We start from the raw sequence: 26,850 nt of genomic DNA on the forward strand, positions 1-26,850 counted from the left end.
AAATAAGTTGCGAAAATGTAAGGGAAACCTTATTATACCTGGCTTTTTAAAGCTAAAGCCCGCAGGTAGTGATAACACTATGAAACCAGATATTCATCCTAACTATAAACAAATTACCGTGACTTGCGGCTGTGGTAACACCTTCGTCACTGGTTCTGTCATCGGCAAAGATTTGTTAGTCGAAGTATGCTCCGCTTGCCATCCATTTTATACCGGCAAACAACGCGTTGTTGATACCGCTGGCCGAGTTGATAAATTCCGTAAGAAATACGGTCGTTAATACGCTAACAAGCATTGCTTTCCCTCTCCCTATCGGAGAGGGTTGCTATCAAAACCTCCTCCTGATAGACGGACAACGTCACCTCGCAGAGTAGCCATCAAGGCAGACTCTTGCAACTAATACACGCGGAACAATCATGTTCGGTTAAGTCGTTTGTTTTCGTTGCTATACCATTTACACCGATTCTCGCGTCGTATAAAGCATCACAGTTATATCTTTAATGCTAACATTGAAGCCATAGCTAAACCGATTCAACTGTCTTATTGAAAAATCATCTGAATAGATTAAATTCAGTTAGAATAGCGTTCGGCAATCTTATCACTCTTGCTCCAGCCTTTTTTCAATCCACTGCTAACCTGATGTGTTAATAAACAAGATGCTGGGAAAAAAGCAAGATAGCCATCGCTGTCAACAATAACTTAATCTCTGTAGAAGAGAAGTTTTAGACTTGCAGGAAATGTAATGAACACAAGCAAAATTGGATTTATCGGAGGCGGCAATATGGCCTCTAGCTTAATTAACGGCTTATGCCAAAGTGGTCATAAACCTGAAAATATATGGGTTTCAGACATTAACGCTAATGTTTTAACCACGTTAAACAGCTCTTTAAACGTTAATACGCTAACAGATAATATTGAATTATTGAATAATGTCGATGTTGTCGTCTTAGCGGTAAAGCCACAAGTACTTAAACAAGTAGCACTCACGCTAGCATCGGCGTTATCACAGAAACCTATTTTGGTTATTTCAATCGCAGCCGGAATTTCGCAAGCTAGCCTAAGTCACTGGTTAGGCGAATCTTTGGCTATTGTGCGTTGTATGCCTAATACGCCCGCGTTAGTCCTAACCGGAGCGACAGCGTTACATGCTAATTCAAATGTCACCGCTACACAGCGGGATTTAGCGGAAAATATTATGCGCGCCGTTGGCATCGCATTATGGGTAGAGCAAGAAAGCGCACTGGATGCAGTCACAGCATTATCTGGCAGCGGACCTGCCTACTTTTTCTTAATGATGGAAGCAATGGAAAATGCCGCGTTATCCTTCGGTTTAAGCCATGATATAGCGCGTTTACTGATACAACAAACAGCGTTAGGTGCCGCAAAAATAGCCTTAGAATCAGAAGAGTCACCGGAACAATTACGCTTTCGAGTCACATCGCCAGGCGGTACCACAGAACAAGCCATTGCCGCATTCCAACAAGGTGGTTTTAACGAGTTAGTCGGCACAGCACTGACTGCGGCAAAATAGGCAAATCGAGTTATCCAAACAAATGGAGCAAAGCTAATGGCTAGCAATTATTTCACCGACCCGCTAGTACTGGTTATCGACAGCGTCGCATCGCTGTACATTTTAGCTGTTTTATTAAGGTTTCTGCTGCAATGGTGTAGCGCACCTTACTATAACTCTATCTCACAATTTTTAATTACGCTTACTCATCCGCCATTAAAAATCTTACGCAGATTTATTCCGCCTATTGGCAAAGATAGACAGTGCGTCGTTAGTCTTGGTGTTAAGCTTGCAAATGCTTACTAATGTTTTAATATTGTTATTAAATAAGCATACGATTAATATCGGCGCGCTTGCGGTCTTATCGTTAGCCGACTTAATCTCGTTATCATTTAATATTTTTATCTTTGCCGTGTTTGCCAGAGCTATTTTAAGCTGGATAAACCCAGGCAGTTATGATGCTGTCAGTTCAGTATTAACAAGCTTAACAGACCCTGTGTTGAACTTATGCCGAAATTTTATACCTGTCGTGGGCGGTTTTGACTTATCACCGTTAGCGGCGTTATTAATGTTACAACTTGCTAGAATGATGATTCTTCCACCGTTTCAACAACTAGCGGCAATACTTAGTTAACTAGTAAATAGCTCTAATCGCTCATCTTTACTTTGATTAACCTATGTGCTTAGCAAACAACTTCCACTTTTCGATGACTGCTAAAACCTTTTCACTATTCTTGCTTTTAAGCTGTTTGACCGGGATGCTATTCAGCGAAACTGTATTTGCTAAGCGCATGTACCGCTTAGTTGACCAATACGGTAACACCTTATTCTCTGATCAAGTTCCCGTTGAACAAAGCAAAGATCGTCGAGAATTGCTTAGCCCGTCTGCGCGTATTTTGGAAGTAACAGAAAAAGCTAAAACAAAAGAGCAAATTGAGATAGACAAACACTTAGCAGAATTACGCAAAGAAGAAGAAAAACTGATTGCAAGGCAAAAAGTTAACGATAACGCCTTATTACTCACTTATCATTCAAAAGAAGAGTTATATACGGCGTTAAAATTAAAAATGCAAGTCTTTGAAAATCAAAAGAAATCCTTATTAACTAGTTTAAAAGCGTTGAATAAGCAATTACAAGATCAACAAAAGCTAGCCGCATCCTACGAACGGGATGGCGATAAAATACCGCCAAAATTACTTGAAGACATTAAATCTAGCCAAGACCAAATTCAACGCTTAAACAATAGTTTAATTGCAAACTCTGACAAACAAATTTTAGTTAGAAACGAATTTAATGCCGACATTGAGCGCTATTTATTTTTAACCCAGTCTACAAAAAAACCAGTCCCTTCAAGCAAAGTTCCCAGCATCAGACAAGCAAATGCTCTGGGGTTATTTTATTGTGAAAATGACCATCAATGTAATAAAGCTTGGGAACTTGCAAGAACCTTTGTCAATTTACATTCGACAACGAAACCCGATGTCTACAACGATAAACTTATCATGAACCGGCCACCGGCTGTAGACACCGATATTAGTTTGTCGTTATCACGAATTGCTATTAGCGAAAACGACTATCAATTGTTTTTGGATATTCATTGCCACGATTCATCTGTGGGCGAAGAATTATGTTCTAGCCAGAAAGTTAAAGAGCTACGCTATTCATTTAGATCTTATGTTAATGACGCGTTATCGCGCTCGACTCAACAGTAGCGTACCTACACCTTGATCGGTGAATAGCTCTAACAGCACAGCATGTTCAACACGACCATCGATAATATGCACACTGTTAACACCGCCATTGATCGCATCGACAGCGCATTTTGTCTTAGGAATCATGCCTCCTGAAATCGTACCGTCAGCGATTAACTTATCGATGTCGTGTACGGTTAACCCAGTTAACAACTCACCTTGTTTATTTAAAATACCGGCCGTATTGGTTAACAGCATTAATTTCTCCGCTTTTAAAACCTCGGCAATTTTACCCGCGACTAAATCAGCATTAATATTATACGAATAACCGTCATCACCGACGCCTATAGGTGCAATGACAGGTATGAAGTCACTACGCCCTAGCATGTCCACAACGCTGGCATCAATACTACTCACTTCGCCAACATGACCTAAATCGATAATTTCTGACGCATCGGCATCCACGGCAGACTTTTTCAAATGAATTTTTCTGGCTCGAATAAAATCGCCATCTTTACCCGTTAAACCAATCGCTTTACCGCCATGACGGTTAATCAACGTGACAATTTCTTTATTAACCAAGCCACCTAGCACCATTTCAACCACGTCCATGGTTTCGCTATCGGTAATACGCATACCGTCAACAAATCCTGTTGTTTTACCTAAGCGGCCTAATAACTGACCAATTTGAGGACCGCCGCCATGCACAACAATGGGATTCAAACCCACTAATTTCATTAACACAATATCGCGAGCAAAACTATGTTTTAACTCTTCATCGACCATGGCATTACCGCCATATTTAACAACGACAGTTTTATTTTTAAACCGTTGAATATAAGGCAATGCCTCAGTTAAAACGCTTGCAATTTGATGGGCTGTTGAAGACTGCATGTGTATCACTTTCATTAATTAATTATTACTATAATTTTTTATCGTTAAAAAAACCGTCTAAATTAAAATCCTCATCGTCGGTTACGATGATATTCATATCGGTGTCAAACACATCATTACCGATGCCAAACGCCTGGGCTTTATTTTGATTTTCTAATACGCGCTTAAATTGGATTAGCGTAGAAATAATCGAACTCATTTCAGCCATTTGCACAGGATAATTGCCAGACATACTATTCGTCATCATATCCTTAACAGCTCTGACCAAGCTTTGTAAATCTAGCGTTAAAATCTCCGATGTCTTTCGATAACCCACGAAAAAAGTTAATAGCATAAATAACATCGGAACCGCTATGACGCTTAATATCATAACCATATCGACGATTGAGCCGCCTCCTCTATACTGATAATAAACTTCCCAATCAGTATCGGAAACTTTAACTTTTTCTTCGGTAAACGTACCTGAAATAGGTTTATTGCCTAACGCGCCAACCACAAGGTTAGCTTGACGCAACTCCAAATACACATCGGTTACTGAAATCGCTTTCAGGGTTTTAAGCACTAACGCTTCATCTAAACTGGCTAAAATAACACCCGAGGGCTGGTTATTAAGCATAATTCGTCTAGCTATCGCAAGATGACGATCTAATCCCTTATCGCCTTGTATGCCTGGAGATTGATTTTTAGCCAATGTCTCCCTAACTAAGTCTAAGTCAGCAAATCCCATGCGAGGAGTTGATTTTTCATCAATTTCGTTAACACCAGGTAGTAAGATTCTGATTTTCAAAACGTTAGGCACATGCTTTTCTAATTTTTCTGCCACTAGTGCTAAAAGCTCAGGTTTAGCTAACGTAATCGCAGCTAATACCTCAGGATCTGCCGCCATTTTATCTAAGATGGTATTTAACAAATTAACTTGCGCAGACAATGCCATTGCAGCGCTTTTTGCTTGTGCCGATGCAGCATCATGTTTTGCCTTTGCAATTTCAACATCTGTCAACCAATAAAACGCCTGCGCCTGCGCCAAATACCATTAATAGCGCAATCACCGATAACCAAGAAAACACCCGTGCCATGTTTTACCTCACTGATTTAAATTTAATGCCGCCCCGTGTGACCAAAACCTTGTTCGCCTCTTTCACTAGCTGAAAACTCATCAACCAGCGTAAACTGAGCTTGAACAATAGGCACAAATACAAGCTGCGCAACACGGTCACCGACATGAATAGTGAATGGCTGCTGGCTACGATTCCAACATGAAACCAATAATTGGCCTTGGTAATCCGAGTCTATTAAACCAACCAAGTTACCTAACACAATACCGTGATTATGACCTAATCCAGAGCGAGGCAAAATCAAACCGGCATACTCTGAATCGATATGTATGGCAATGCCTGTAGGAATTAACTGCGTTTCACCTGGATTAAGGGTCAGTTCTTGATTCAAACACGCTCTTAAATCCAAACCAGCCGCACCTAACGTTGCATAAGTGGGTAATGGAATGCTAGTGCCTAAACGTGTATCGAGTATTTTAAGTTGAACATTCATTCTTATTGTCTTGCCATTGTTGATAAATCAATTCTATAAGCTGTTTTGCTATCTCAAGCTTATCGGCCATACTGAAATGCGTTTGACATAGCTTCGCTTTATCGCGCCAAAATACAGTTAACGCATTGTATTCACTATCAAAACCGCCTATCCCATCTCCTACATGATTTGCAGCAATCATATCGGCATTTTTCTCTATAAGTTTAGCTTGCGCATACTGCTCAAGCTCGTGGGTTTCAGCAGCAAAGCCAACGGTAAATGGGCGATGCTCCGTTAATCCGGCAACAGCCGCTAAAATATCCTTTGTTTTTTGTAAAACAATACTCGAAGAGTCAGCTTGCTTTTTTATCTTACGCGGCGCGACTGTCACGGGCGTATAATCTGCTACAGCGGCTGCGCCTATGTATATCTGATGGCTGATAGCTTCTGCGATAACCGCATCATACATTTGCTGAGCCGTCTCAACATGGATAACTCGCATATTTGATGGAACTCTTAACGACACCGGCCCTGTTATTAACGTCACATCGGCACCTAAACGAGAAGCGGCTATTGCCAGAGCAAAGCCCATCTTGCCAGAACTTCTATTACTGATAAAACGAACGGGGTCTAAAGGTTCTCGGGTAGGCCCGGCGCTGATTAAAAAACGCAATCCAGCTAAGCTTTGCGCGTCTATTGGTGTAGACTTAAAAAACGCCGCTATATAATCAAACAAAACCTCTGGCTCTAATAATCGCCCTTGCCCTACTTCACCACACGCTTGCTCACCACTATCAGGCCCTAATATTTTTATGCCATAACGAGTTAAACGTGCCACGTTTTCCTGCAGCACGGGTTTACGCCACATCGCTTGATTCATCGCTGGAGCAATGAAAACCGGGCATTCAGCCGCTAAACAGAGGTTGATAATAAGTCATCAGCTAAACCTACACTAAGTTTAGCAATAAAATTGGCAGTTGCTGGTGCAATCAAAACGACATCCGCCCAGCGAGCTAAACTAATATGATCCATCGCGGCTTCAGTTTCTGAATCTAATCGCTCGCTCAGCACAGGATGACCTGACAACGCCTGTAACGTTAACGGGGTGATAAATTGAGTTGCCGCAGACGTCATCACCACCCGAACGTCTGCACCTTGTTTACGCAATAGCCGAATTAACTCACAGATTTTATAAGCCGCAATTCCACCGCATAGGCCTAGCAAAATATGTTTATCGGTAAAAATCATAGAGAATTAATTGTCGGTAGGATGTGTAGGCGATATATGAATACGAAATTGAACGTCATAGTTAAACAATCTATACTAGGTCGACGCGTTGCCTCTCAATGTTATCATAACCAGAAATGATAATGCGAAACCCACAACTTATTAACGCAGAAAAATCATGATACAAGTTGCTTCATTGCGTTATGGCGTAATTTTTAAAAAAGCCTTTTCTCAGCCCGATATTTTTAAGGCCTTTGTTAAAGCTATTTTAGGTATAGATTTAGAAATAGAGCGGGTTGAAACTGAAAAATCATTTGATCCTTTAATTGGTAAAGTCGATTTGCGTTTCGACTTATTTGCCGAAGATGTTAAAAACCGTATCATCGTCGATATTCAACACGCGCGCTATGAAGACCATTATGACAGATTTTTGCATTATCATTGCGCTGCGTTATTAGATTTAATCGATAGCTCTAAAAGTTATCGCCCTGACACGCGTGTGTTCACAATCGTCGTACTAACCTCAGGCGATAGACACAAAAAAGATGTCTTAACCATAGACTTTGACCCTAAAGATGCAGACGGCCAAGGCATTAACGAAATAGAGCATAAAATCATTTACTTATGCCCCAAATATGTCAATGAACAAACCCCTAAAGCTTACCGCGAATGGCTACAAGCTATCGACGACACCTTAGACGAACAAGTCGATGAGACTCGTTATCGTCAAGCCGCTATCAAAAAAGTCATTACGCTAATTACCAAAGAGTTGATAACGCCTAAAGAACGAGCTGATATGATAGAAGAATACAATCGCGCCGAATTAGCACGTAAAGAAGCGATGGAAAGTTGGTTGCAAGGATTAGAGAAAGGTATAGAGCAAGGCCTTAAACAAGGTATTGAAAAAGGCATCGATGAAGGCATAAAAAAAAGGTAAACTAGCCATCGCTCAAAGCATGTTAGAAAAAGGCTTTGATGTAAATACAATTAAAGAAATTACCGGCTTATCGGAATTTTAGCCCTACCATAACGACACATTGCGCAACATTTAATACCAATCTAAAAGCGATGCCATTGATATTCACTAATAGGTTATTTTCATCAGGCAAAAAGTACTTTACTGCTGCTAAGTATCACTTAGCTTCATAATTAATCAAAATGATAGACAAATTAAACTCTCCATTAGTATCTGTTGTCATAGCCACTTACAACGGCGAACGCTTTATCCGAGAGCAACTCGATAGCGTACTACACCAAAGTTACTCAAACTTAGAAATTATTATTGTTGATGATTGTTCTTCAGATAATACAAGGGCGATTCTTGACGATTATGCAGAGAAGTATCCGCAGATTAAGCTGTTCAAAAACGAATCGAATTTGGGCTATCAAAAAAACTTTGAAAAGGGATTTCTATTAGCAACAGGAGACTATGTAGCCCCCTGTGACCAAGATGATATTTGGCTACCTACAAAAATTGAAGTCTTGCTAAAAAATAGCAACGATTATGCGATAGTTTATTGCGACTCAGCGTTTATCGATAAAAACGGCTTATCGCTTGGCCGAAAAATGAGTGATATTAAGGGCCTAACCGATTTTGACGACCCAATTATGTTCGCGTTAGGTGGTTCTGTTGCAGGCCATGCCATGTTAATAAAAAGACAGCTGATTTTAGATACGTTACCTTTCCCTGATGAATTAATGCCACACGATTACTGGCTAGGTTTTGTTGCAACGTTTAACAGCAAAATTAAATTCATTAATGAAGCACTCGTTCTATACCGGCGTCATGATAAAAATATTTTTGGTGCCATTGACAAAAAAAACAAACAGCGCGAAACAGCAGCTCAGCGCGTAAAAAATGCCCGACAACGTGTGTTTTTACTTTACCAAAAAGTGCCCAGATTATTTACCAGATTCCAAACAAGCTTATCTTCAGCTCCATCAGTGTTATGAAAACTATTCGTTCAACAATAATATGGCAAGAATGTGCTTTTTCTTTAAGCACCAAAAAAAAATCCTTGCCTTTAAAAAAAGGAACGAATTTAGACGTCACCTATTTTGTTTAAAAACCTTTTTTAAAATCCTCTAAGGATATGCAAATTCCTAAAAACGTTATTATCAGTCGCACTGATAGCATCGGTGATATGGTTTTGACATTGCCTATGGCCGCTGTGTTAAAAAGCCACTTTCCAGAGCTAATTATCGGCGTGATGGGCAACGAATACACGCGCCCTGTTGTTCAAGCCTGTTCTTTTGTCGATGTTTTCATTGATAAAAATGATTTCTTAACTAAAAAAATCTTACTTAAAGGGCACTCACCTGAAAGTATTATTCATGTCTTACCACGCCGAGAACTAGCAAAACGCGCGCACGAGCTAAAAATTAACTGGCGTATTGGCACACGCAACCGAGTTTATCATTGGCTTACTTGTAATAAATTAATAGCGCTTAGCCGCAATCAATCGCCTTTACACGAAGCGCAACTCAATCTTAGCTTACTTAAACCTTTTCAAATAAAATCAGACTGGTCTTTAGCCGAAATTGCGCATTTAACAACACTCAACCAACTACCGCTATTATCTAATCAGTGGCGTCAATATCTTGAGCCTAGTAAATTCAAGCTAATTTTGCATCCAAAATCACGCGGTAGCGCCAGGGAATGGGACTTAAGCTATTTTTCTGAGCTAATTAAAATGCTAGATGCCGATAAGTTTCAAATTTTTATTAGCGGTACTGATAATGAAAAGCAAGCCTTACAACCTTTATTACAAGATGTCGGCGACCGAGTAACGGATATATCAGGTCAACTCAATTTAACTGAATTCATTGCCTTTCTTGCCGCATGTGATGGCATTATTGCCTGTAGCACAGGGCCATTGCACCTAGGCGCAGCGTTACAAAAACACGCTTTAGGTATTTACCCACCTATGCACCCTATTCACCCTGGACGCTGGCAACCGATAGGAACTAAAGCGCGGGTTTTTGTCCTAGATAAAACCTGTAATACATGTCGCAACACCCCATCGGCCTGTGCGTGTATGCGAGCGATTAAACCGATAGAGTTAAAACTGGCGCTAGACCAAATCTATAGCGAAGAATTTGTCCGTTAACCCTGATGCCGACCTCAGAAAACAGCCTAAATCAATTGAAGACCCATATTTTAAGATTCTCTACTGAGTCAATCCTGCTACTGCTGATTTCGATTTATTTTTCAACGGCTGTTTCAAGTATCTTATCAATAATCGTCATCCTCGTTTGGCTAGTATTGGGATACTACAAACATTTACCAAACCTATTAAAAACTCATCCTCCAGCGCTATGGGCAACCTTGGTTTATGGCTATTTTTTATTCGCAATAACATACAGCCACGCGACTATTGCTGACATCAGTTATACGTTGACTAAATATATAGAATTATTATTTATCCCGATTTTTATTCCCTTTCTAACCACCCCAAAAACACATCGTCTTGCCTGGCGCGTATTCGTTGCAGCGTCGGTGTTAACATTGCTTGCCTCTTACCTTATGGCTTTTGGCTGCTTTGGCGAAGTCTTAATGCTCAACGCATCCCCTAAGAGTCGAATTACTCATGGCATTCTCATCGCCTATTTTGCGTTTTATTGTTTACATAAGACATCACGCACCAACCTAACCCAAAAAATAGTTTTTGGTGGATTATTTATCCTCTGCTGGCATAATCTGTTTTTTATTGTTAATGGTCGCACAGGTCAGTTTGTATTGGTTGTCTTAGTCTTGTTATTCGTCAATCAAAAATTAAGTTTAAAACAAGGCGGCATAACCGTTCTTACACTCGTAGTGTTTATCAGTCTGTTTTATTGTTATTCGGAAAAAGCACAACGTCTGCACGAAGGCGTCATTAACACGCAAGCCTTTTTTCAACCCATACCCACACAAACCGATTCTTCTATGGGGTTACGTTATACGTTTTGGCGTAATTCATTAAAACTGATTGCGGAGAGGCCTTGGTTTGGCTATGGAACTGGGGGGTTTGTTGAAGCCTATAATCAAGTCAAAGGCATAAGTCCGGTTACTAAAAATCCACATAACGAATTTTTAAGAATTACCGTAGAAACCGGATTAATTGGGCTCACGGTTTATTTAGCTTTTCTGCTCAGTTACATTAAAACAGCATTCAGGTTGCCTGAACCGGAAAAATTACTGGCTCAAGGACTCATCACCTGTTTAGTCATTAGCAGTATTTTTAATAGTCCTATTATGGATCATACCGAAGGCCATTGGTTTGCTTTATTATTCGCCTTAACAAGCTCTGCATTACCTCAACATTCCAGCAAGCTCGCCTTGCCACATTGAACTCATCTTACTACCTCAATGAAAATCAGCTCTTCTCAAGGTGTTCATGCTTATAAGCGCTTATTAGCTTATGTCATGCCTTATCGCCATTTATTCATCATTAGCCTGCTGGGCTTCTTGCTGTACTCCAGCACGCAGCCGATGTTCGCATCACTCATTCAACAAATCATCGATTCGCTGCAAGCAAAATCACGCGAGCAAATGCTGTACTTACCACTGCTATTCAGCGGTCTTGTTATCGTGCGTGGTATAGGCAATTACTTAGGCAATTATTTTTCTAGCGAAAGTGTCCTTAAGCGTCGTGCATAATCTACGCTGTGAAATTTTTTGCCAAATATACTGAATTGCCGACGTCGTTGTTTGACGATAATAACAGCGGTCACATGATTGCCCGTATCACACATAATGTTGGGCAAGTCGCCCAAGCCACTACCGATGCCGTACGCAAAGTCGTGCAAGAAGGCTTTACTGCACTGGGCTTGTTGGTTTATTTGTTTTATATGAATTGGCAGTTATCGCTAGTGTTTTTAATCGTTGCACCTATTATCGCTTTATTAGTGCAATATGTGAGCAAGCGCTTACGCCTATTAAGTCAGCGTATTCAAAACTCGGTAGGTGATATGACGCATATCACGTCAGAACTCGTTAACGGTCACCGTATTGTTAGAAGTTATGGCGGTGAAGCCTATGAAAATCAGCGCTTTATTGAAAGCAGTTTATATAACCGTAGGCAATCGCTAAAACTCATCACCACTGGCGCGGTACATAACCAAGCCATGCAATTCATCATCGCTGTAGCCTTAGCGTTTCTAATGTATATGGCAATGTTTTTAATGGAACAAGCCAGTGTCGGCTCATTTGTCGGCTATTTAACAGCCGCATTTTTACTGCCTAGACCGTTTCGCCAGCTCAGTGATGCCAATAGCGACATACAGCGCGGCATCGTAGCGGCAGAGTCCTTGTTTGAAATATTAGATACTGCTAGCGAACCCGATTTAGGGCACTATGAAAAACCGCGTTGCCAAGGACACATAGAGTTCAAAAACCTCAGTTTTCAATACCCAAATGCTGAAGACTACGCGTTAACGGATATTAGTTTCACGGCTAAACCTGGGCAAACCATTGCGTTAGTCGGTGCTTCAGGCGGTGGCAAAAGTACCTTAGTTAATTTAGTCTCACGCTTTTACCCGCATCAACACGGAGAGATACGCTTAGATGACGTCGAAATTAACGACTATAAACTTGCCAATCTCAGACAACACATCGCCTTAGTTAACCAAAATGTTATTTTATTTAACGATACTATTGCCAATAACATCGCCTATGGTGGCCTAGCTAACGCAAGCCGAGACGCTATTATCAAAGCCGCGACCGATGCTTATGCGATAGAATTCATTAATAAATTAGAGCACGGCTTAGACACACTCATCGGCGAAAACGGCGTAAAACTCTCTGGTGGTCAACGTCAACGCCTAGCCTTAGCACGTGCTTTGTTGAAAGATGCACCGTTATTAATTCTCGATGAAGCCACATCAGCACTCGATACTGAATCTGAACGCTATATTCAAGCGGCTTTACAAACCATTATGAAAAACCGCACCACTTTAGTGATTGCTCACCGCTTATCGACAATAGAAAACGCCGACTTAATCTTAGTCATGGCGCATGGTCGCATCATTGAACGCGGGACACATAACGAACTGCTAGCGCAAAACGGTGCTTATGCCCGCTTACATGCGTTACAATTCAAAGAAAACGAAGCAATAGCTTTTTAAACCTGGTTACACACTTTAGTAGGGGACAGGGCAGGTGTTGGCACCACCAAGCCTACAGGAATGTATTCACGGCGCCCTGAACCCTGAATATCCTGTCCCGTCTTACGTTGGTAGCCATAAACCTTTCTGGAGTACTCTTGAGAACTTTTTTAGCGACGCTAGCTCAGCATCAAACCCTGATAGAGCAGCTCAAATCCGATGCAGAGCAGATTACGCAAGCCGGTCAAGTCATCGCAAACTGTTTAGCACAAAACGGGAAAATTTTATTTTGTGGCAATGGCGGCAGTGCTGCTGATTGTCAACATATCGCCGCCGAGTTAGTCGTGCGCTATGAACAACACCGTAAAGCACTTGCCGCTATTGCAATGACCACTGATACATCGATTTTAACCGCACACAGCAACGACTACGATTTTAGCAGCGTTTTTTCACGCCAAATTGAAGCTTTAGGGCAAACTAATGATGTGTTATGTGCAATTTCAACCTCAGGTCACAGCAAAAACATTATCAGCGCAGCGACTACCGCTAAAGCACAAGGTCTTACCGTCGTCGCGCTGACAGGCGGTGACGGTGGTGAGTTAAAACACCATGCCGACATTGCGATTATTGTGCCCTCATCTATTACTGCCCGCATTCAAGAAGCACATATCCTAATTGGCCACTGGTGGTGCGGTTATATTGAAGATTTACTGACGGAACGCTCGTGTTTCAATCCACATTCGACCTCATCTGTCGAATGACAAAGCCATCGACAGATAGAGGTCGGTGGGTTGCCTCGCCCTCAAGGACGAGGCTACTATAAAACATAACGAGGCTAAACCCTCATTGTCAATTTCAAATCCCCCTGAAGAGGGAGATTTCAACCAGCAAGGAATTTTGATGAAATTACCCAATATCGATTTCAGCGAAACCCATATTCTTGTCGTTGGCGATGTCATGTTAGATCGCTATTGGTCAGGCACAGCTTCGCGCATTTCACCGGAAGCCCCGGTACCCGTCGTGCGTGTTAAAGCACTAGAAGATCGTATTGGTGGTGCCGCCAATGTCGCGTTAAATATCGCTCACTTAGGTGGACAAGTCACGCTAATAGGTGTGATTGGCAACGACCCAGAAGGGCAGATTTTACAAGAATTGCTTGAAGAGCATGGTGTGGCTTGCGATTTTGTCCAAGATAAAAAACGTGCGCAGTATTTGCAAGCTACGCGTCATGGCACAACATCAGCAACTCATTCGTTTAGACTTTGAAGATACGCCGTTACAGTTCAATCAAGACGCATTGATTAAAAAACTCAAACAACACACAGCCAAGCATAGTGTGGTTGTATTTTCTGATTACGGTAAAGGTACATTAGCCAATATTGCGGCACATATTAGTATCGCTAAGCACGCAGGACTCAAAATTCTGTGTGACCCCAAAGGACAAAACTACCAGCCTTATAACGGTGCTGACATCATCACGCCTAATTTATCAGAATTCCAAGCCGTAGTTGGCGCTTGTAGTGATGAAAACGAACTGTTAAGCAAAGGCCGCAGTTTGCTTAACCAACATGCGATTGGTGTGTTATTACTGACACGCGGCGAGGCCGGTATGACGCTGATTCAACCAGAATTCAGCCAATCACTACCGGCCCAAGCCAAAGATGTTTTCGATGTTACCGGCGCAGGCGACACCGTCATCGCCGTGATGGCCGCCGCCGTTGCGTTGAAAATGCCGCTACCTGAAGCCATGTATTTAGCCAACTTAGCCGGGGGCATCGTCGTGGGCAAACTAGGTACATCGACGGTTAGCATAGAAGAGCTGCTACATGCCATGCACGGCGACCGCGACTCGCAATACGGCATTGTTAGCGAAGAACAATTAGTACAGTTAATCGCCGCCGCTAAAGCGCATGATGAAAAAATCGTGATGACCAATGGCTGTTTTGACATTTTACACGCTGGTCACATCGCGTATTTACAAGAAGCCAAAGCCTTAGGCGACCGTTTAATCGTAGCCGTCAACTCGGACGCGTCGGTCAAGCAGCTTAAAGGCGACACTCGACCGATTAACAGCTTACAGCAACGCATGACAGTATTAGCAGCATTAGCCTGTGTTGATTGGGTCGTTGCTTTTGAAGAACAAACGCCTGAACGCTTATATTGCAAGCTGTTACCTGATGTCTTAGTCAAAGGCGGCGATTATTTACCCGAGCAAGTCGCCGGGGGGGATTGCGTCATTAAAGCTGGTGGCGAAGTCAAAATTTTACAATTTATCGAAGGCGTATCCACCACAACCATCATCAACAAAGCAAAAGGTGAAGCATGATAGTCGTAACAGGAGGAGCCGGTTTCATCGGCAGTAACATCATCCGAGGCTTAAACCAACGCGGAGAAAAAAACATATTACTCGTCGATAATTTAGTCAACGGCCATAAAATGAAAAATATCGCCGACTTAGATATTGCCGATTATATGGACAAAAACCAATTTATAGAAAAAATCGACTCACCGCATTTTTTTGATGGTATACGCGCCATTTTTCACCAAGGCGCATGTTCGGCAACGACAGAGTGGAATGGTCAATACGTCATGAGTAACAATTACGACTATTCCAAGCGCTTATTGCATAATTGCATTGCCAGAAATGCCGCGTTTTTATATGCGTCGTCCGCGTCGGTTTACGGTACAGGTGCGAATGGCTTTCGCGTGGATAGAGCCTCTGAGCGCCCGATTAACATGTATGCGTATTCAAAATTCCAATTTGACCAATATGTGCGTGGCTTAATCGCTAAAACCGACATACCCATCGCGGGTTTTCGCTATTTCAATGTCTATGGCCCACGAGAACAGCATAAAGGCAGCATGAGCAGTACAGCCTACCATTTTAACCAGCAAATCATAGCGCAAGGCGTTGCTAAATTATTTCAAGGCAGTGACGGCTATAGCGACGGCGAACAACGTCGGGATTTTGTTTATATTGATGATGTTGTTGATGTCAATTTATGGTTTTTAGACCATCCTGAGCAACGAGGTATTTACAACGTCGGAACCGGACGCGCCGAAAGCTTTAATGCAATGGCTAACGCCGTAATAGCTTGGCATGGTAGAGGTCAAATTGACTACATCCCCTTCCCTGAGCATTTGATTGGTGCGTATCAAAGCTTCACCGAAGCCGATATTAGTGGCCTTCGGGACGCAGGTTATCACAAGGCTTTTTTAACCGTAGCCGAAGGTGTGAAACGCTATTTGGACTGGTTAAATACTCCTTAACGACAGCCTCTTTCGTAAATCAACTTAACAACACAAAATATTTTTCGACGCTTCAAAGCGGCCAAGCTAAACTGTTATAGCGCGTTTGCCAAGATACTAGTTCACACAAAACTTACGCGCCTTTACTGTAACTTTATGACTTAGCCACTTAGAGGTAGCCTAATGAAAACATCTGCATTCTTGCTTTACAGTGTCATCGCCACGATGGGTGTATTATTCAACCCTAATGCGCTTGCTGGCACACCGGTAAAATACTTACGTTCAGTTCATGACGCATCTATCGCGCAAGCTTCTGAAATTGTCACGACGTTAGATGCAATTACTCCTGACAATACCAGCTTAGTCTGGAATCAAGATAAAACACAACTCAAAGTGGTGACGTGGAAATCCCAATCGTCATACCAAAACTATCTGCTACCTTACACACAAACATCAAGTAGCGAAAAAAACGTCGTTTGGGTAACGCTAGCCCCTAAAATGCAAGAATTTTGCCGCGACTATTTGCAAACACACCCTAATGCAACACCATCAAGTCTTGACTATCGCCTCAAACAACGCTTAGGTTTAAATCCAGATTGGCAATATGACGTCTTTGTAGAAATGTGGGTAGCACCTGAAGATATTTTCCGCCCGTGCGTCGACCCTGATACCAGCGACAGCCAATGCGAGCTAGATTTCACTACGCAACTGCCTGTAGTTAAAAACATTCAAGATTACAAGGCGTTTTTATCAGGCTATTTACTACCAAAGTTTTCGTTCTACGCCAGGCGTACCCTGGACCGGGTTAGGCTACACGTACGACTGGCGTAATCTTCATACTGAGCAAGGAGCTAGTGAATTTATCTTATCGCCAAGCACGCCTTATATCATTGACCAAGCAGTCCCTACTTGGGAATATTGTCAACCTTAATGAAAACCGTCATTGATAATAAGACGCAGATAGCCCACATACACTACTAAGACTGATTTTGTAGAAAACGCTATGTGAGATACAAACATCCCTTGCATAGCGAACCTATTGCACTGATAGGTTCGAACAACCAAACTTTAGTGTTGTACTTATAACTTGAATCTGCGCGTATTAAAAGACGATAGCGAAAACAAATAACGCCTCTTAAAAATTTTAATCTGTAAAGCAGCGAGTTATTGTGACTATGGAATTATCGTACCAGCAATTCCGGCCCAAACCATTCCACTATCATGTGGCGATAATGCTCAGCTTTAGCCGTTTGCAAATGTTCTAACGGATTTAAATTATCGGTAAATATAATGCCGTTGGTATCATCCACATTAAACACGCGTTGCTTTAGCCAATCTGTTTGTCCTGGCAATAAGGTCGCTGCTGTTAAATTCACCGATTTATGACCGGCTAAGAAAATAAAGTCATTAAAGTCTTTATCAGGCTCAGAGATAAACACGGTTAACTCAGGGAAAACTTGATGAACGGTTTTTGCTACTGCGGCTAATGCTTTACTCGGCTCACCGTGGGCAAAACCGACAAAATTTAACGCTAACATCCCTTGTTCCGACATTAACCCGCGTAGCTGAGTCAGTGTTTCTACCGTTAATAAATGCGAAGGCTCCGAACCACCGGTAAAGCAATCATGAATAATCAAATCATACGGCCCGGTTAAATGTCTGATTTCATAACGCGCATCACCGACGATGGCACGCCCAGTTGGGTAAAAGCCAAAATAACGGCTTGCGGCATCGGCAACAGCCGGGTCGATTTCCAAGGTGTCGGTTTCAATACCATAGCGGTTGCGCAATACTTTCGCCATGTGTCCGGCACCTAAGCCTATCACTAACGCTTTGGTCATTTTCTTTTCCGCCAATGCTGGCATTAAGCTCACAATATCTTGATAACTCATACGCGTCATGCCATCGTTAATACCTGCAGCACCAATCATAGACGCGTCCGAGGTTAACATGCGTAAATCACGGCCTGGCTCATCAATAACACGCACCCAGCCGTATAGGCTTTCTTGTTCGGATTGAATACGGAACTTGTCGTTGTGTCCATAAGCATGACCCGCGCTGATAATTTTAGGCGTTATTAATAAACCGATTAGCGCTAAAACTAAACTTGGTGCTAACGCTAATGAGCGCTTCACAACTTTTTGCTCATAAATTCCGACTAAAATAGCCCATGCGAGTAAGATTAAGCCCGTATCGACTAAAATCTGCCTAGAACCTACTGCAGGAAACAGAAAAAACCCTAATGTTAATGTACCAATAACACTGCCAATGGTACTTACAGCATAAATCGTGCCCGCGCTATTACCTACGCCGTCCAATTTGTCAGTAATACGCTTAATCGCAAACGGCCCAACCATACCTAATAGGGTTAGTGCGGGGAAAAACAGCACTAAAGCACTGGTAAACGCTCCCATTCTTAAACCTAACGGATCGGTCGCTAATAAAACCGGTCGCGTCAACCAAGGGATGATTAACGTAAACACGCCAGCCAACGCGATAATAACCGACAAACCAATACGCTCGCTGTTGTCTGCTAAACGTCCACCGATAAAATACCCGACGGCTAATGCAATCATGGTGACGGAAATCAACGAGGACCAGACATAAAGACTGGCACCATAAAATGGCGCAATCATTCGCGTTCCCAACAATTCAATGACCATAACCGCAGCGCCCGTCGTAAACACCGTTGCTAATAAACCCATTCGGCCAATCTTGGTCGCTGTTTCATTCATAACCTTATTCCTCGTCATTAAGCCAGTCAGCGCTTAAATGTTGTTTTAAAATGTTAGATATACCAAGATTTAGGCATTTCTTCTTGCGGTAAAGGTTTTACAGTAATGACCCTCGCCATGCCATCGGTACCCACCACTTCAACATCGACTTGCTCGGCTAAGCGACCTTGTCCGAAACGGGCGGTAATACGCGCTGCTAAATGAATATCTTGTGCGTCGGCCTCGCCATCTAGCAATACTAAAGGCCCGTTATGGCTGACTGAAGCTAAATTCACAAATGTATTGGTATACCCTTGCAGAAACCGATTCTCGCCTTCTTCGCGCGCGACAATAAGCTTAAAATGAGGTGCGGGTCTTATGTGTCTGCCTACTTTTAACAACATCACATCATCAAACTCATAATCTTTTTTGCCTTGAGCTTGCCATAAATCGACTAACTTAGCACTATAGTTTTTATCAACTAAAAAACAACAGCCACCTGCCGGTTGCGAATAATCATGTAAGCCAAATTGCTCGGCCATTTCCATTTGCTGTTTACGTGAACGTCCAGTAATGTCATGCAGCTTTTCCCTATCGACCCAACCTTCTCGTTCTGGCAATGTCGGCGCTAAGTTTTTAGCGCATAAAGGCCGCAACAATAAATCATCAGCACCGGATTGTTTAGCAATAATAGGCATGGTGTCTTTGCGTTGCGACATAGGCCGTTGCCCAATCACTTCACCCGTGATAATAAAATCGAAATCGTTTTCCGCCAGCCATTGCTTGGCTTTATTCACCATAAAAATTTTACAATCTAAACAAGGATTTAAATGCGCACCATAGCCGTGTTTAGGATTGATTAATACATTTTTATATTCTTCTATCACATCAATGATATGTAAGCGAATACCTAGCTGCTCAGCCACCCATAAAGCATTATTGCGTTTTGGTTTAGCTTGGTCTTTGGCTCGAATCGCATGAGTATGGCCTTCTACGCAAAAACCGGTAAAAAAAATTGATACCTTCGACGTGTATGCCTTGTGCCATAACGGTTTTAGCGGCTAACATCGAATCTAAACCGCCTGAAATTAATGCGACGGCTTTACGTTGTTTGTTCATGTTTAAAGTAATAGCTCTTAAAAATCGCTATTATACCTAAGCTTAACTGCAGATGGGGTTAGTAAAATTTTGCTTTGAGTGCTAAGGCTTGCTGATAAGCATTGGTTGCTGACGTACCTAATGCAATAGCCGCTTCGGTGCTATGCCGTGCTTGCTCAGAACGCTGGCGTAATAGTGGCAAAATGGTAACCAACATATCGGTGGCAGCCCGCTTATCCTGTGCCGATAAGCTTATTTGGGCGCGTTTATCAACTATCCAGAATAAAGCTTGCATACGATAATCCTGTGACTGTGCAGAATACTGTTCATCGACTTGCTTAGCTGAGGCTAATAATGCTGAAACACTACCTTGACGCACTGATTGCTGTCGCACTTGATAAACAGCGCGTACCGCATCAAATAGCAGGCCTTGATGCGATGTTAACGCCGACATTTGATTAGCCGCTGCCTGTAATGTGTTTAACGCATTATAGTAAGTTGGGTCGTCAGCGATGCGCAAAACAGCATAATCATTTCGTTGAAGCAAGGTATTGAAAAGATAACGTAAGCATTCCAAACGCCGTTCAGGTACAGACACTTGCTGACATTGCTGCACGGCTAACAACAACGCATCGGCACTAGGAATTTTTAAGACTTGCTCTAGCCACGGCAGCACATGGCTATATAGCTCTGTAGGCGATGCTTGCATACTCGCTGTCATTGTTGCCACCCAAGCCGATAAATGTTGGCGCAAAGTGTTCGCTTGCTCATGCCAATCGAAACGGGTTTGTAAAATGTTTAAGGTTGCTTCTGTTGCCAGTAACTCCAACGTCACGTGGCCTGGCCAGTCAGTAAAAATCTGCGTGACAGATTGAGTGAGTAATGCATCCTGAATTAACCAGTTCCGCCAAAACTGTAATTCAGCTACCGGAAACTCAAGCGTGTTCTTTGCATAGTGATGAATGTGTTCAGCCAACACCGTCTTATCACGTTGATTGAAGGCTTGCTTAGGCATTAGCTGCGTTGTATTGCTTGCTATCAAATCCAGAACAGCTCGACCACACTGAATATGTTGGTAGCTTGATAAACGCGAGCAACGTATTAATAAATCAGCCAAATTACCAGGCTGCCAATTCCTTAACGCATACCAAACCGCCGCTTTAATAGTGATTAAGCTTGGAGGACTGCTTTCTATCGCTTGCGCTATTGCATTTAAATCGTCTGAACTGAGCGACAAAGATTGTAACTGCTTAAGGCCAGGCTCAGAAAATAATACAGGTAGCAACCAAGTGCTTGGCCAATCCTGTATTAACTGCATAATCGACCACTGAGATAATGTCGCTAATAACCAGTCACGAAACAGTGGCTGCACAACACCTGAGTTTTCAGACGATACTGTCAATGCCTCTCGTAAAAGCGTTTCAATGACTAATAAATCTTCTGCCGAAAACGAACTGGATACGGTTCGTTGTGCATACTGCTCTAAAAACGCACGCTTTCGAATCTCTCGTGACCCTGATTCAAAATAATTCGATAACGTCTCTGGCGGGATTAACGCGGCTTGTACTAATGCCTGTTGATACAGTGCTTTCTCACTATACGTTGATTGGTAAACTTGATTACCGACCGGGAAGGTTAACAAGGACAGTATTACAAGGCCGCTGACAATACAATAAGCCATGCGCGGTAATACATAGTTTAGCCAAGCTAAAATCCAATACACGACTAGCGCAACAACACCCGACGGAAGCCACCCCATATATAATGCCAATTCTATTGCCGAAGGGGCGATAACATCAGAATGTCTGACGGGTTGATTAAGTCCCCAAATAAGCAAAGAGCAATAACTAGCAATAAATGCCAATGTTGCAACCGAATTAGGTGCGCCGATTCGCCGAGCTTGCATGTACTCGCCTATTTTGACCTACTCGACTGGGTCACTGAATTTCTACTAACCAACCGGCATCAGCCTTACACCGGTTAACACTTTCGGCATTGATTACAATGCGAGCAAATTCTTTACTCAGCTCAGCTGGTAACTGCCCTGATATCAACAAACCTTTATTCTGAACTGTCTGGGTGACTTCTACAGGTCGGCCTTTTACAGTTACTTGTATAGACTCAGCATAAGTATTAGGTGAAGCAAAAAATGAAAAACGCCGCACCTGGTTCTACTTTTGCGTTAGGAGCCGGTTTAAATTCGCTAAACGTGGGTTTTAAACAATCAGTAGCGTTACTACCACTGCTGCTGCCATAAGCCCATACTTGACTAACTGGCAACAACATTAATGCTATTAAAAAAATTTTTTTGTTAATCATAACCTTATCCTTTTATTTAACTTGATGCACCATTAAACTACCAGCAAAACGTATTAAGTAAAGCACATAAATTAATCGTAGTGCATGAATTTGCCTTCCATACTCAATATGTTGTGATAATATATGAGTCATATAACAATATATTGTGTTTATAGTGCACTTTTACGCATTGCGCTAGCGGTATTACAACTCAACTAAACGACAAATCTAAGTGAAAGCCATGGCTTATAAAATCGACCGAAAAATTACCGGCTACAAAGTCTTAAACAACAATACCCCTCTTGTTCCGGTAGATGCAAATACCGCAAAGCAAAATGACGTAGAAAGTATGCATGAAAAAAGTCGAACGCCCTGAGGTTTTATTGGGCTCGACTTATAAAATCAAAACACCTCATTCGGAACATGCGCTTTATATTACGATTAACGATATGATTTTAAACGAAGGCACTGAACATGAAGAACGGCGCCCGTATGAAATCTTCATTAATTCTAAAAACATGGAGCATTTTCAATGGGTGTTAGCACTCACTCGCGTCATCTCTGCCGTATTTCGAAAAGGCGGTGATGCTTGCTTTTTAGTTGAAGAGTTAAAAGCCGTATTCGACCCTCGTGGTGGCTATTTTAAGAAAGGCGGTGTGTTCATGCCCTCGCTGGTTGCCGAGATTGGTTATGCCATAGAATCTCATCTTAAAAGCATAGGCATGATTAAAACCGAAGATTTAAGCGATCAACACAAACTTTTTCTAGCACAAAAAACGCCGTGAATTTGAATCGTTACACGGTCATGCGTCTAACGATAGTGAATTCCCTGAACAAGCCGTGTTATGCGCTAAATGTAGCACAAAGGCTATGGTATTAATGGATGGTTGCATGACCTGCTTAAACTGTGGCGAAAGCAAATGCGGTTAGCCTCTTGTTAGATTTGCCGCGAATAGCGTCGATAAATCTTGCGAAACAAATTTCAATTGGTATAATACACAGCTCGAAGTTACTAAGACTTCAGGCGCGTAGCTCAGTTGGTTAGAGCACCACCTTGACATGGTGGGGGTCGTTGGTTCGAGTCCAATCGCGCCTACCAGATTCAAAGCACTGCATCGCAGTGCTTTTTTTATTGTGCAACCTAAAAACATCTGCCAAACATGCCAGTAATTACCTTGCCGGATGGCTCTCAGCGCGTTTTTGACCAAGCAGTTTCTATTATGGATATCGCTAAATCCATTGGTACGGGCTTGGCTAAAGCTACGCTAGCCGGAAAAGTCAATGGTCAATTGCTAGATGCCAGCACAATAATCGAGCATGACGCAACGATAGAAATCATTACAGCAAAAAGCAACGAAGGCATAGACGTTATTCGCCACTCTTGTGCACATTTATTAGCACAAGCAGTAAAGCAATTATTCCCAGAAGCGCAAGTCACTATTGGCCCAGTGGTCGAAAATGGCTTTTATTATGATTTTTCTTATCATAAATCCTTTAGCCCGGATGATTTAATCGCGATTGAAAACACTATGCAACAACTGGCTGAGCAAGACTTGCCTGTCATACGCTCAGTAATGTCCAGAAACGATGCGGTCAGCTTTTTCAAAGCCCAAGGCGAACTTTACAAAGCCGAAATTATCGCCTCTATTCCTGAAGACCAAGAAATATCGCTATACCAACAAGGCAACTTTATTGACTTATGCCGCGGCCCACATGTGCCTAGTACTGGCAAATTAACAGCCTTTAAAATCATGAAAATTGCTGGCGCATACTGGCGCGGCAATTCAGATAACGAAATGTTACAGCGTATTTACGGTACTGCTTGGGCTGATAAAAAGGAGTTACAAGCCTATTTGCATAGATTAGAAGAGGCAGAAAAGCGCGATCATCGTAAGCTAGCTAAAACACTGGATTTATTTCATACCCAAGAAGAAGCACCTGGCATGGTGTTTTGGCATGAAAAAGGCTGGATTATTTATCAGCAAATCGAACAATATATTCGGCAAAAATTACGTCAAAATGGCTATGCCGAAGTAAAAACACCGCAAGTGGTTGATCGTAGTTTATGGGAGAAATCGGGACATTGGGACAAATTTGGCTCAATGATTTTCACCACCCATTCCGAACATAAAGATTATGCTATTAAGCCAATGAACTGCCCTTGCCATGTGCAGATTTACAACCAAGGGATTAAAAGCTACCGCGATTTACCTATACGCTTAGCAGAATTCGGCTCTTGCCATAGAAATGAACCGTCTGGCACGTTACATGGCTTAATGCGTGTTAGAAATTTTGTGCAAGATGACGCACATATCTTTTGTACAGAAGATCAAATTCAACAAGAAGTCGCCAACTTTATTGACATGCTCTATGCTGTTTATAAAGATTTCGGCTTTGAAGACGTCATTGTCAAATTATCAACCCGACCAGTTAACCGTGTCGGCGATGATGCGGTCTGGGATAAAGCTGAAGCGGCATTAGAGTTAGCCCTGAATAACAAAGGGTTGGACTGGGAATTACAACCGGGTGAAGGCGCATTTTATGGCCCTAAAATCGAATTCTCTTTGAAAGACTGTATTGGTCGAGTCTGGCAATGCGGCACAATACAAGTGGATTTTTCTATGCCTAATCGCTTAGAAGCCACCTATATTGCAGAAGATGGCTCAAGACAAATTCCGGTTATGTTGCACAGAGCCATTTTAGGCTCTCTTGAGCGCTTCATCGGCATTTTAATAGAGGAATTTGCCGGAACATTTCCTTTATGGCTGGCGCCTGTGCAAGTCGTTGTCTTAACCATTACCGACAAACAAACAGAGTATGCACGAGAAGTTTTGCTACACCTTGAAAAACAAGGTATTCGTGCAAAAATTGACTTGAGAAATGAAAAAATCGGATTTAAAATCCGCGAGCACTCAATGCAGCGCGTGCCTTATTTGGTAATTATTGGTGATAAAGAACTAGAACAAAAAACCATTACCGCACGTACGCAAAAAGGTGACGACTTAGGTAGCCTTTCAATCGATGACTTTATCTTGCGCTTACGCACTGAGATTGAAAGCAAAAAATAATTACAAGGTGGAGGATTAAGGTATCGCTGCTAAAAAAGATGAAACGCGCTTAAATGACGCCATTACCGCGCGCAGAATAAGAGTCATTGGACCTGAAGGTGACGCACTAGGGATTATGCCGCTGGATGAAGCCAAGAAAATTGCTTATGAGGCAGATTTGGATTTAGTAGAAATATCTCCTAATGCTGACCCTCCTGTTTGCAAAGTCATGAACTATGGCAAATACCAGTTTGAACAAAATAAAAAACTGGCTATTGCAAAGAAAAAGCAAAAGCAGATTCAAGTCAAAGAAATCAAATTCAGACCGGGTACGGATGAAGGTGATTATCAAGTCAAGCTTAAGAGCTTAATCAAATTTCTTAATGACGGCGACAAAACGAAAATTACCGTAAGGTATCGCGGTCGTGAACTTGCGCATAGAGAAATTGGTATGGATCAGCTCAAGCGTATTGAAAAAGACTTAGAGGAAATCGCTGTTGTCGAGCAATTCCCGAAAATGGAAGGCCGACAAATGATTATGGTGATGGCACCTAAGAAGAAAAAACAATAAGTTAAGCACAACGAACACGATGTATTTTGACTGAATACATCAATTAACAGCTGAAAAGCTGTAGCATCATAATGATGCAAAACTCTTCCGGGCCGTGCATTTTGCCTTGTTGAGTTTTTCCTCAAGGACCTTTAATTATCTTTGGAGCAAAACAAATGCCTAAAATAAAGACTAACCGTGGTGCCGCTAAGCGTTTCCGACGCACCGGCAATGGCGGTTTTAAATGCGGACAGTCGTTCCGTCGTCATATCTTGACTAAAAAAGTCGACTAAAAGAAAAAGACAGTTGCGTAGGCCAGCAGCTGTTCATCCATCAGATTTGCGTATGGCTTTACGCATGATGCCATATAGTTAAGGAGCCGTCATGCCAAGAGTAAAACGCGGTGTTACAGCAAGAGCGAGACACAAAAAAATTCTTAAGCAAGCAAAAGGTTACTACGGTGCGCGCAGTCGCATTTATCGCGTTGCTAAACAAGCGGTTATTAAAGCCGGACAATATGCTTACCGTGACCGTAAACAGAAAAAACGCCAATTCCGCGCCTTATGGATTGCTCGTATTAATGCTGCGGCACGCATGTACGATACATCTTACAGCCGCCTAATAAATGGCTTATCTAACGCAAACGTCAAAATAGACCGTAAAGTTCTGGCCGACATAGCTGTTAGAGACATAGCTGCATTTGGTGAAATTGCCGCTATTGCAAAAGCAAACCAAAGTCCATTATAGGCTTTACCACTCCCTGGCTTGTTATAAGCCAGGGAGTTTATCTTTAGTATTAGAGCCCATTGCTTTTAAACGTTGGTTACTAACTTAAGATGGGACAGGGCGTTTAGAGCGCAGGTGTCCGGCAGCAGGGATGCTGCCGTCAAGCCTACAGGGACGTATTTACGGCGTCCTGTGCTCTGAATGCCCTGTCCGGTCTTAACTGTGTAGCCTA

24 protein-coding genes, 1 tRNA gene and 5 pseudogenes are annotated in these 26,850 nt (G+C 42.2%); 21 read left to right on the forward strand and 9 right to left on the reverse strand.

The annotated features are described in order from the left end of the window. Positions 1-79: 79 nt before the first annotated feature. From rpmE to VZ94_RS04000, 5 genes and pseudogenes are all read left to right on the forward strand, one after another. On the forward strand, positions 80-280 hold the full coding sequence (gene rpmE / locus VZ94_RS03985) for a 50S ribosomal protein L31 (protein WP_045778249.1): 201 nt from the start codon (positions 80-82) through the stop codon (positions 278-280). Between the two features lie 462 nt (positions 281-742). Continuing rightward, positions 743-1,568 (forward strand): annotated as a pseudogene (gene proC / locus VZ94_RS03990) (pyrroline-5-carboxylate reductase). Next, the gene (locus VZ94_RS31575; protein WP_338040225.1) at positions 1,568-1,816 is read left to right on the forward strand and encodes a YggT family protein; all 249 of its coding nucleotides are present in this window, start codon (positions 1,568-1,570) and stop codon (positions 1,814-1,816) included. Before proC ends, VZ94_RS31575 begins: the two are co-directional and overlap by 1 nt. Then, positions 1,806-2,144, forward strand: coding sequence for a YggT family protein (locus VZ94_RS31580; RefSeq protein WP_338040226.1), 339 nt, complete (start codon positions 1,806-1,808; stop codon positions 2,142-2,144). Before VZ94_RS31575 ends, VZ94_RS31580 begins: the two co-directional genes overlap by 11 nt. Before the next feature lie 73 nt (positions 2,145-2,217). Continuing rightward, the gene (locus VZ94_RS04000; RefSeq protein WP_239649620.1) at positions 2,218-3,222 is read left to right on the forward strand and encodes a hypothetical protein; all 1,005 of its coding nucleotides are present in this window, start codon (positions 2,218-2,220) and stop codon (positions 3,220-3,222) included. Here VZ94_RS04000 and argB read toward each other — a convergent pair. The 4 genes and pseudogenes from argB to coaBC form a co-directional block, all read right to left on the reverse strand. After that, a complete protein-coding gene (gene argB, locus VZ94_RS04005; RefSeq protein ID WP_045778251.1) occupies positions 3,199-4,095 on the reverse strand; it encodes an acetylglutamate kinase in 897 nt (298 codons plus the stop codon). The two genes, VZ94_RS04000 and argB, sit on opposite strands and share 24 nt — an antisense overlap. Positions 4,096-4,123: 28 nt before the next feature. After that, on the reverse strand, positions 4,124-5,095 hold the full coding sequence (locus VZ94_RS04010) for a hypothetical protein (protein WP_052700203.1): 972 nt from the start codon (positions 5,093-5,095) through the stop codon (positions 4,124-4,126). Between the two features lie 98 nt (positions 5,096-5,193). Further along, the gene (gene dut, locus VZ94_RS04015; protein WP_338040228.1) at positions 5,194-5,643 is read right to left on the reverse strand and encodes a dUTP diphosphatase; all 450 of its coding nucleotides are present in this window, start codon (positions 5,641-5,643) and stop codon (positions 5,194-5,196) included. After that, a pseudogene (gene coaBC, locus VZ94_RS04020) lies at positions 5,627-6,870 on the reverse strand (bifunctional phosphopantothenoylcysteine decarboxylase/phosphopantothenate--cysteine ligase CoaBC). Before coaBC ends, dut begins: the two are co-directional and overlap by 17 nt. A gap of 157 nt (positions 6,871-7,027) precedes the next feature. On the opposite strand from coaBC, the gene VZ94_RS04025 reads away from it, so the two are divergent. The 10 genes and pseudogenes from VZ94_RS04025 (at position 7,028) to VZ94_RS04065 (ending at position 17,016) form a co-directional block, all read left to right on the forward strand. Continuing rightward, entirely contained in the window at positions 7,028-7,786 is a 759-nt protein-coding gene (locus VZ94_RS04025) for a PD-(D/E)XK nuclease family transposase (RefSeq protein WP_045778253.1), read from the forward strand. 19 nt (positions 7,787-7,805) lie between these two features. Next, entirely contained in the window at positions 7,806-7,868 is a 63-nt protein-coding gene (locus VZ94_RS33450; RefSeq protein WP_500684249.1) for an Rpn/YhgA-type helix-turn-helix domain-containing protein, read from the forward strand. A 139-nt stretch (positions 7,869-8,007) separates the two neighbouring features. Next, the gene (locus VZ94_RS04030) at positions 8,008-8,802 is read left to right on the forward strand and encodes a glycosyltransferase family 2 protein (RefSeq protein WP_052700204.1); all 795 of its coding nucleotides are present in this window, start codon (positions 8,008-8,010) and stop codon (positions 8,800-8,802) included. A 140-nt stretch (positions 8,803-8,942) separates the two neighbouring features. After that, positions 8,943-9,959, forward strand: coding sequence for a glycosyltransferase family 9 protein (locus VZ94_RS04035; RefSeq protein ID WP_045778254.1), 1,017 nt, complete (start codon positions 8,943-8,945; stop codon positions 9,957-9,959). 5 nt (positions 9,960-9,964) lie between these two features. Beyond that, a complete protein-coding gene (locus tag VZ94_RS04040; RefSeq protein ID WP_082081367.1) occupies positions 9,965-11,182 on the forward strand; it encodes an O-antigen ligase family protein in 1,218 nt (405 codons plus the stop codon). An 18-nt stretch (positions 11,183-11,200) separates the two neighbouring features. Continuing rightward, positions 11,201-12,957 (forward strand): annotated as a pseudogene (msbA, locus tag VZ94_RS04045) (lipid A export permease/ATP-binding protein MsbA). Positions 12,958-13,094: 137 nt separating this feature from the next. Next, positions 13,095-13,697 (forward strand): D-sedoheptulose-7-phosphate isomerase, encoded by a 603-nt coding sequence (locus tag VZ94_RS04050; protein ID WP_045778255.1) that lies wholly within the window; start codon positions 13,095-13,097, stop codon positions 13,695-13,697. A 139-nt stretch (positions 13,698-13,836) separates the two neighbouring features. After that, positions 13,837-15,262, forward strand: a pseudogene (hldE, locus tag VZ94_RS04055) (bifunctional D-glycero-beta-D-manno-heptose-7-phosphate kinase/D-glycero-beta-D-manno-heptose 1-phosphate adenylyltransferase HldE). Next, positions 15,259-16,206, forward strand: coding sequence for an ADP-glyceromanno-heptose 6-epimerase (gene rfaD, locus VZ94_RS04060; RefSeq protein WP_045778256.1), 948 nt, complete (start codon positions 15,259-15,261; stop codon positions 16,204-16,206). Before hldE ends, rfaD begins: the two are co-directional and overlap by 4 nt. 162 nt (positions 16,207-16,368) lie before the next feature. After that, positions 16,369-17,016, forward strand: a complete 648-nt coding sequence (locus VZ94_RS04065) for a hypothetical protein (protein WP_052700206.1) — start codon at positions 16,369-16,371, stop codon at positions 17,014-17,016. Positions 17,017-17,366: 350 nt separating this feature from the next. On the opposite strand, the gene VZ94_RS04070 is transcribed toward VZ94_RS04065, so the two are convergent. The 5 genes from VZ94_RS04070 to VZ94_RS22205 form a co-directional block, all read right to left on the reverse strand. Then, on the reverse strand, positions 17,367-18,920 hold the full coding sequence (locus VZ94_RS04070; protein WP_045778257.1) for a fused MFS/spermidine synthase: 1,554 nt from the start codon (positions 18,918-18,920) through the stop codon (positions 17,367-17,369). Between the two features lie 53 nt (positions 18,921-18,973). Further along, entirely contained in the window at positions 18,974-19,825 is an 852-nt protein-coding gene (locus VZ94_RS04075) for a tRNA (5-methylaminomethyl-2-thiouridylate)-methyltransferase (RefSeq protein WP_338040229.1), read from the reverse strand. 25 nt (positions 19,826-19,850) lie between these two features. Further along, complete coding sequence (locus VZ94_RS31585; RefSeq protein ID WP_338040230.1) at positions 19,851-20,018, reverse strand: hypothetical protein; 168 nt, start codon at positions 20,016-20,018, stop codon at positions 19,851-19,853. Positions 20,019-20,076: 58 nt separating this feature from the next. Beyond that, on the reverse strand, positions 20,077-21,903 hold the full coding sequence (locus VZ94_RS04080) for a hypothetical protein (RefSeq protein ID WP_045778258.1): 1,827 nt from the start codon (positions 21,901-21,903) through the stop codon (positions 20,077-20,079). Between the two features lie 227 nt (positions 21,904-22,130). Then, positions 22,131-22,316 carry a hypothetical protein gene (locus VZ94_RS22205; protein ID WP_052700207.1) on the reverse strand — a complete coding sequence of 62 codons (186 nt, stop codon included), beginning with the start codon at positions 22,314-22,316 and terminating at the stop codon, positions 22,131-22,133. A 220-nt stretch (positions 22,317-22,536) separates the two neighbouring features. On the opposite strand from VZ94_RS22205, the pseudogene VZ94_RS04090 reads away from it, so the two are divergent. The 6 genes and pseudogenes from VZ94_RS04090 (at position 22,537) to rplT (ending at position 26,639) form a co-directional block, all read left to right on the forward strand. Further along, a pseudogene (locus VZ94_RS04090) lies at positions 22,537-23,225 on the forward strand (TSCPD domain-containing protein). Between the two features lie 92 nt (positions 23,226-23,317). Next, a tRNA-Val gene (locus VZ94_RS04095) sits at positions 23,318-23,394 on the forward strand. Between the two features lie 61 nt (positions 23,395-23,455). Then, the gene (thrS, locus tag VZ94_RS04100; RefSeq protein WP_045778259.1) at positions 23,456-25,363 is read left to right on the forward strand and encodes a threonine--tRNA ligase; all 1,908 of its coding nucleotides are present in this window, start codon (positions 23,456-23,458) and stop codon (positions 25,361-25,363) included. A gap of 22 nt (positions 25,364-25,385) precedes the next feature. Beyond that, entirely contained in the window at positions 25,386-25,913 is a 528-nt protein-coding gene (gene infC / locus VZ94_RS04105) for a translation initiation factor IF-3 (protein ID WP_082081369.1), read from the forward strand. Positions 25,914-26,068: 155 nt separating this feature from the next. Further along, on the forward strand, positions 26,069-26,185 hold the full coding sequence (gene rpmI, locus VZ94_RS33055) for a 50S ribosomal protein L35 (RefSeq protein ID WP_439097693.1): 117 nt from the start codon (positions 26,069-26,071) through the stop codon (positions 26,183-26,185). 91 nt (positions 26,186-26,276) lie between these two features. After that, on the forward strand, positions 26,277-26,639 hold the full coding sequence (gene rplT / locus VZ94_RS04110) for a 50S ribosomal protein L20 (protein WP_045778261.1): 363 nt from the start codon (positions 26,277-26,279) through the stop codon (positions 26,637-26,639). Positions 26,640-26,850 lie beyond the last annotated feature (211 nt).

It is taken from the genome of Methylocucumis oryzae, assembly GCF_000963695.1.
In the GTDB taxonomy this organism is placed as follows: Bacteria; Pseudomonadota; Gammaproteobacteria; order Methylococcales; family Methylomonadaceae; genus Methylovulum; species Methylovulum oryzae.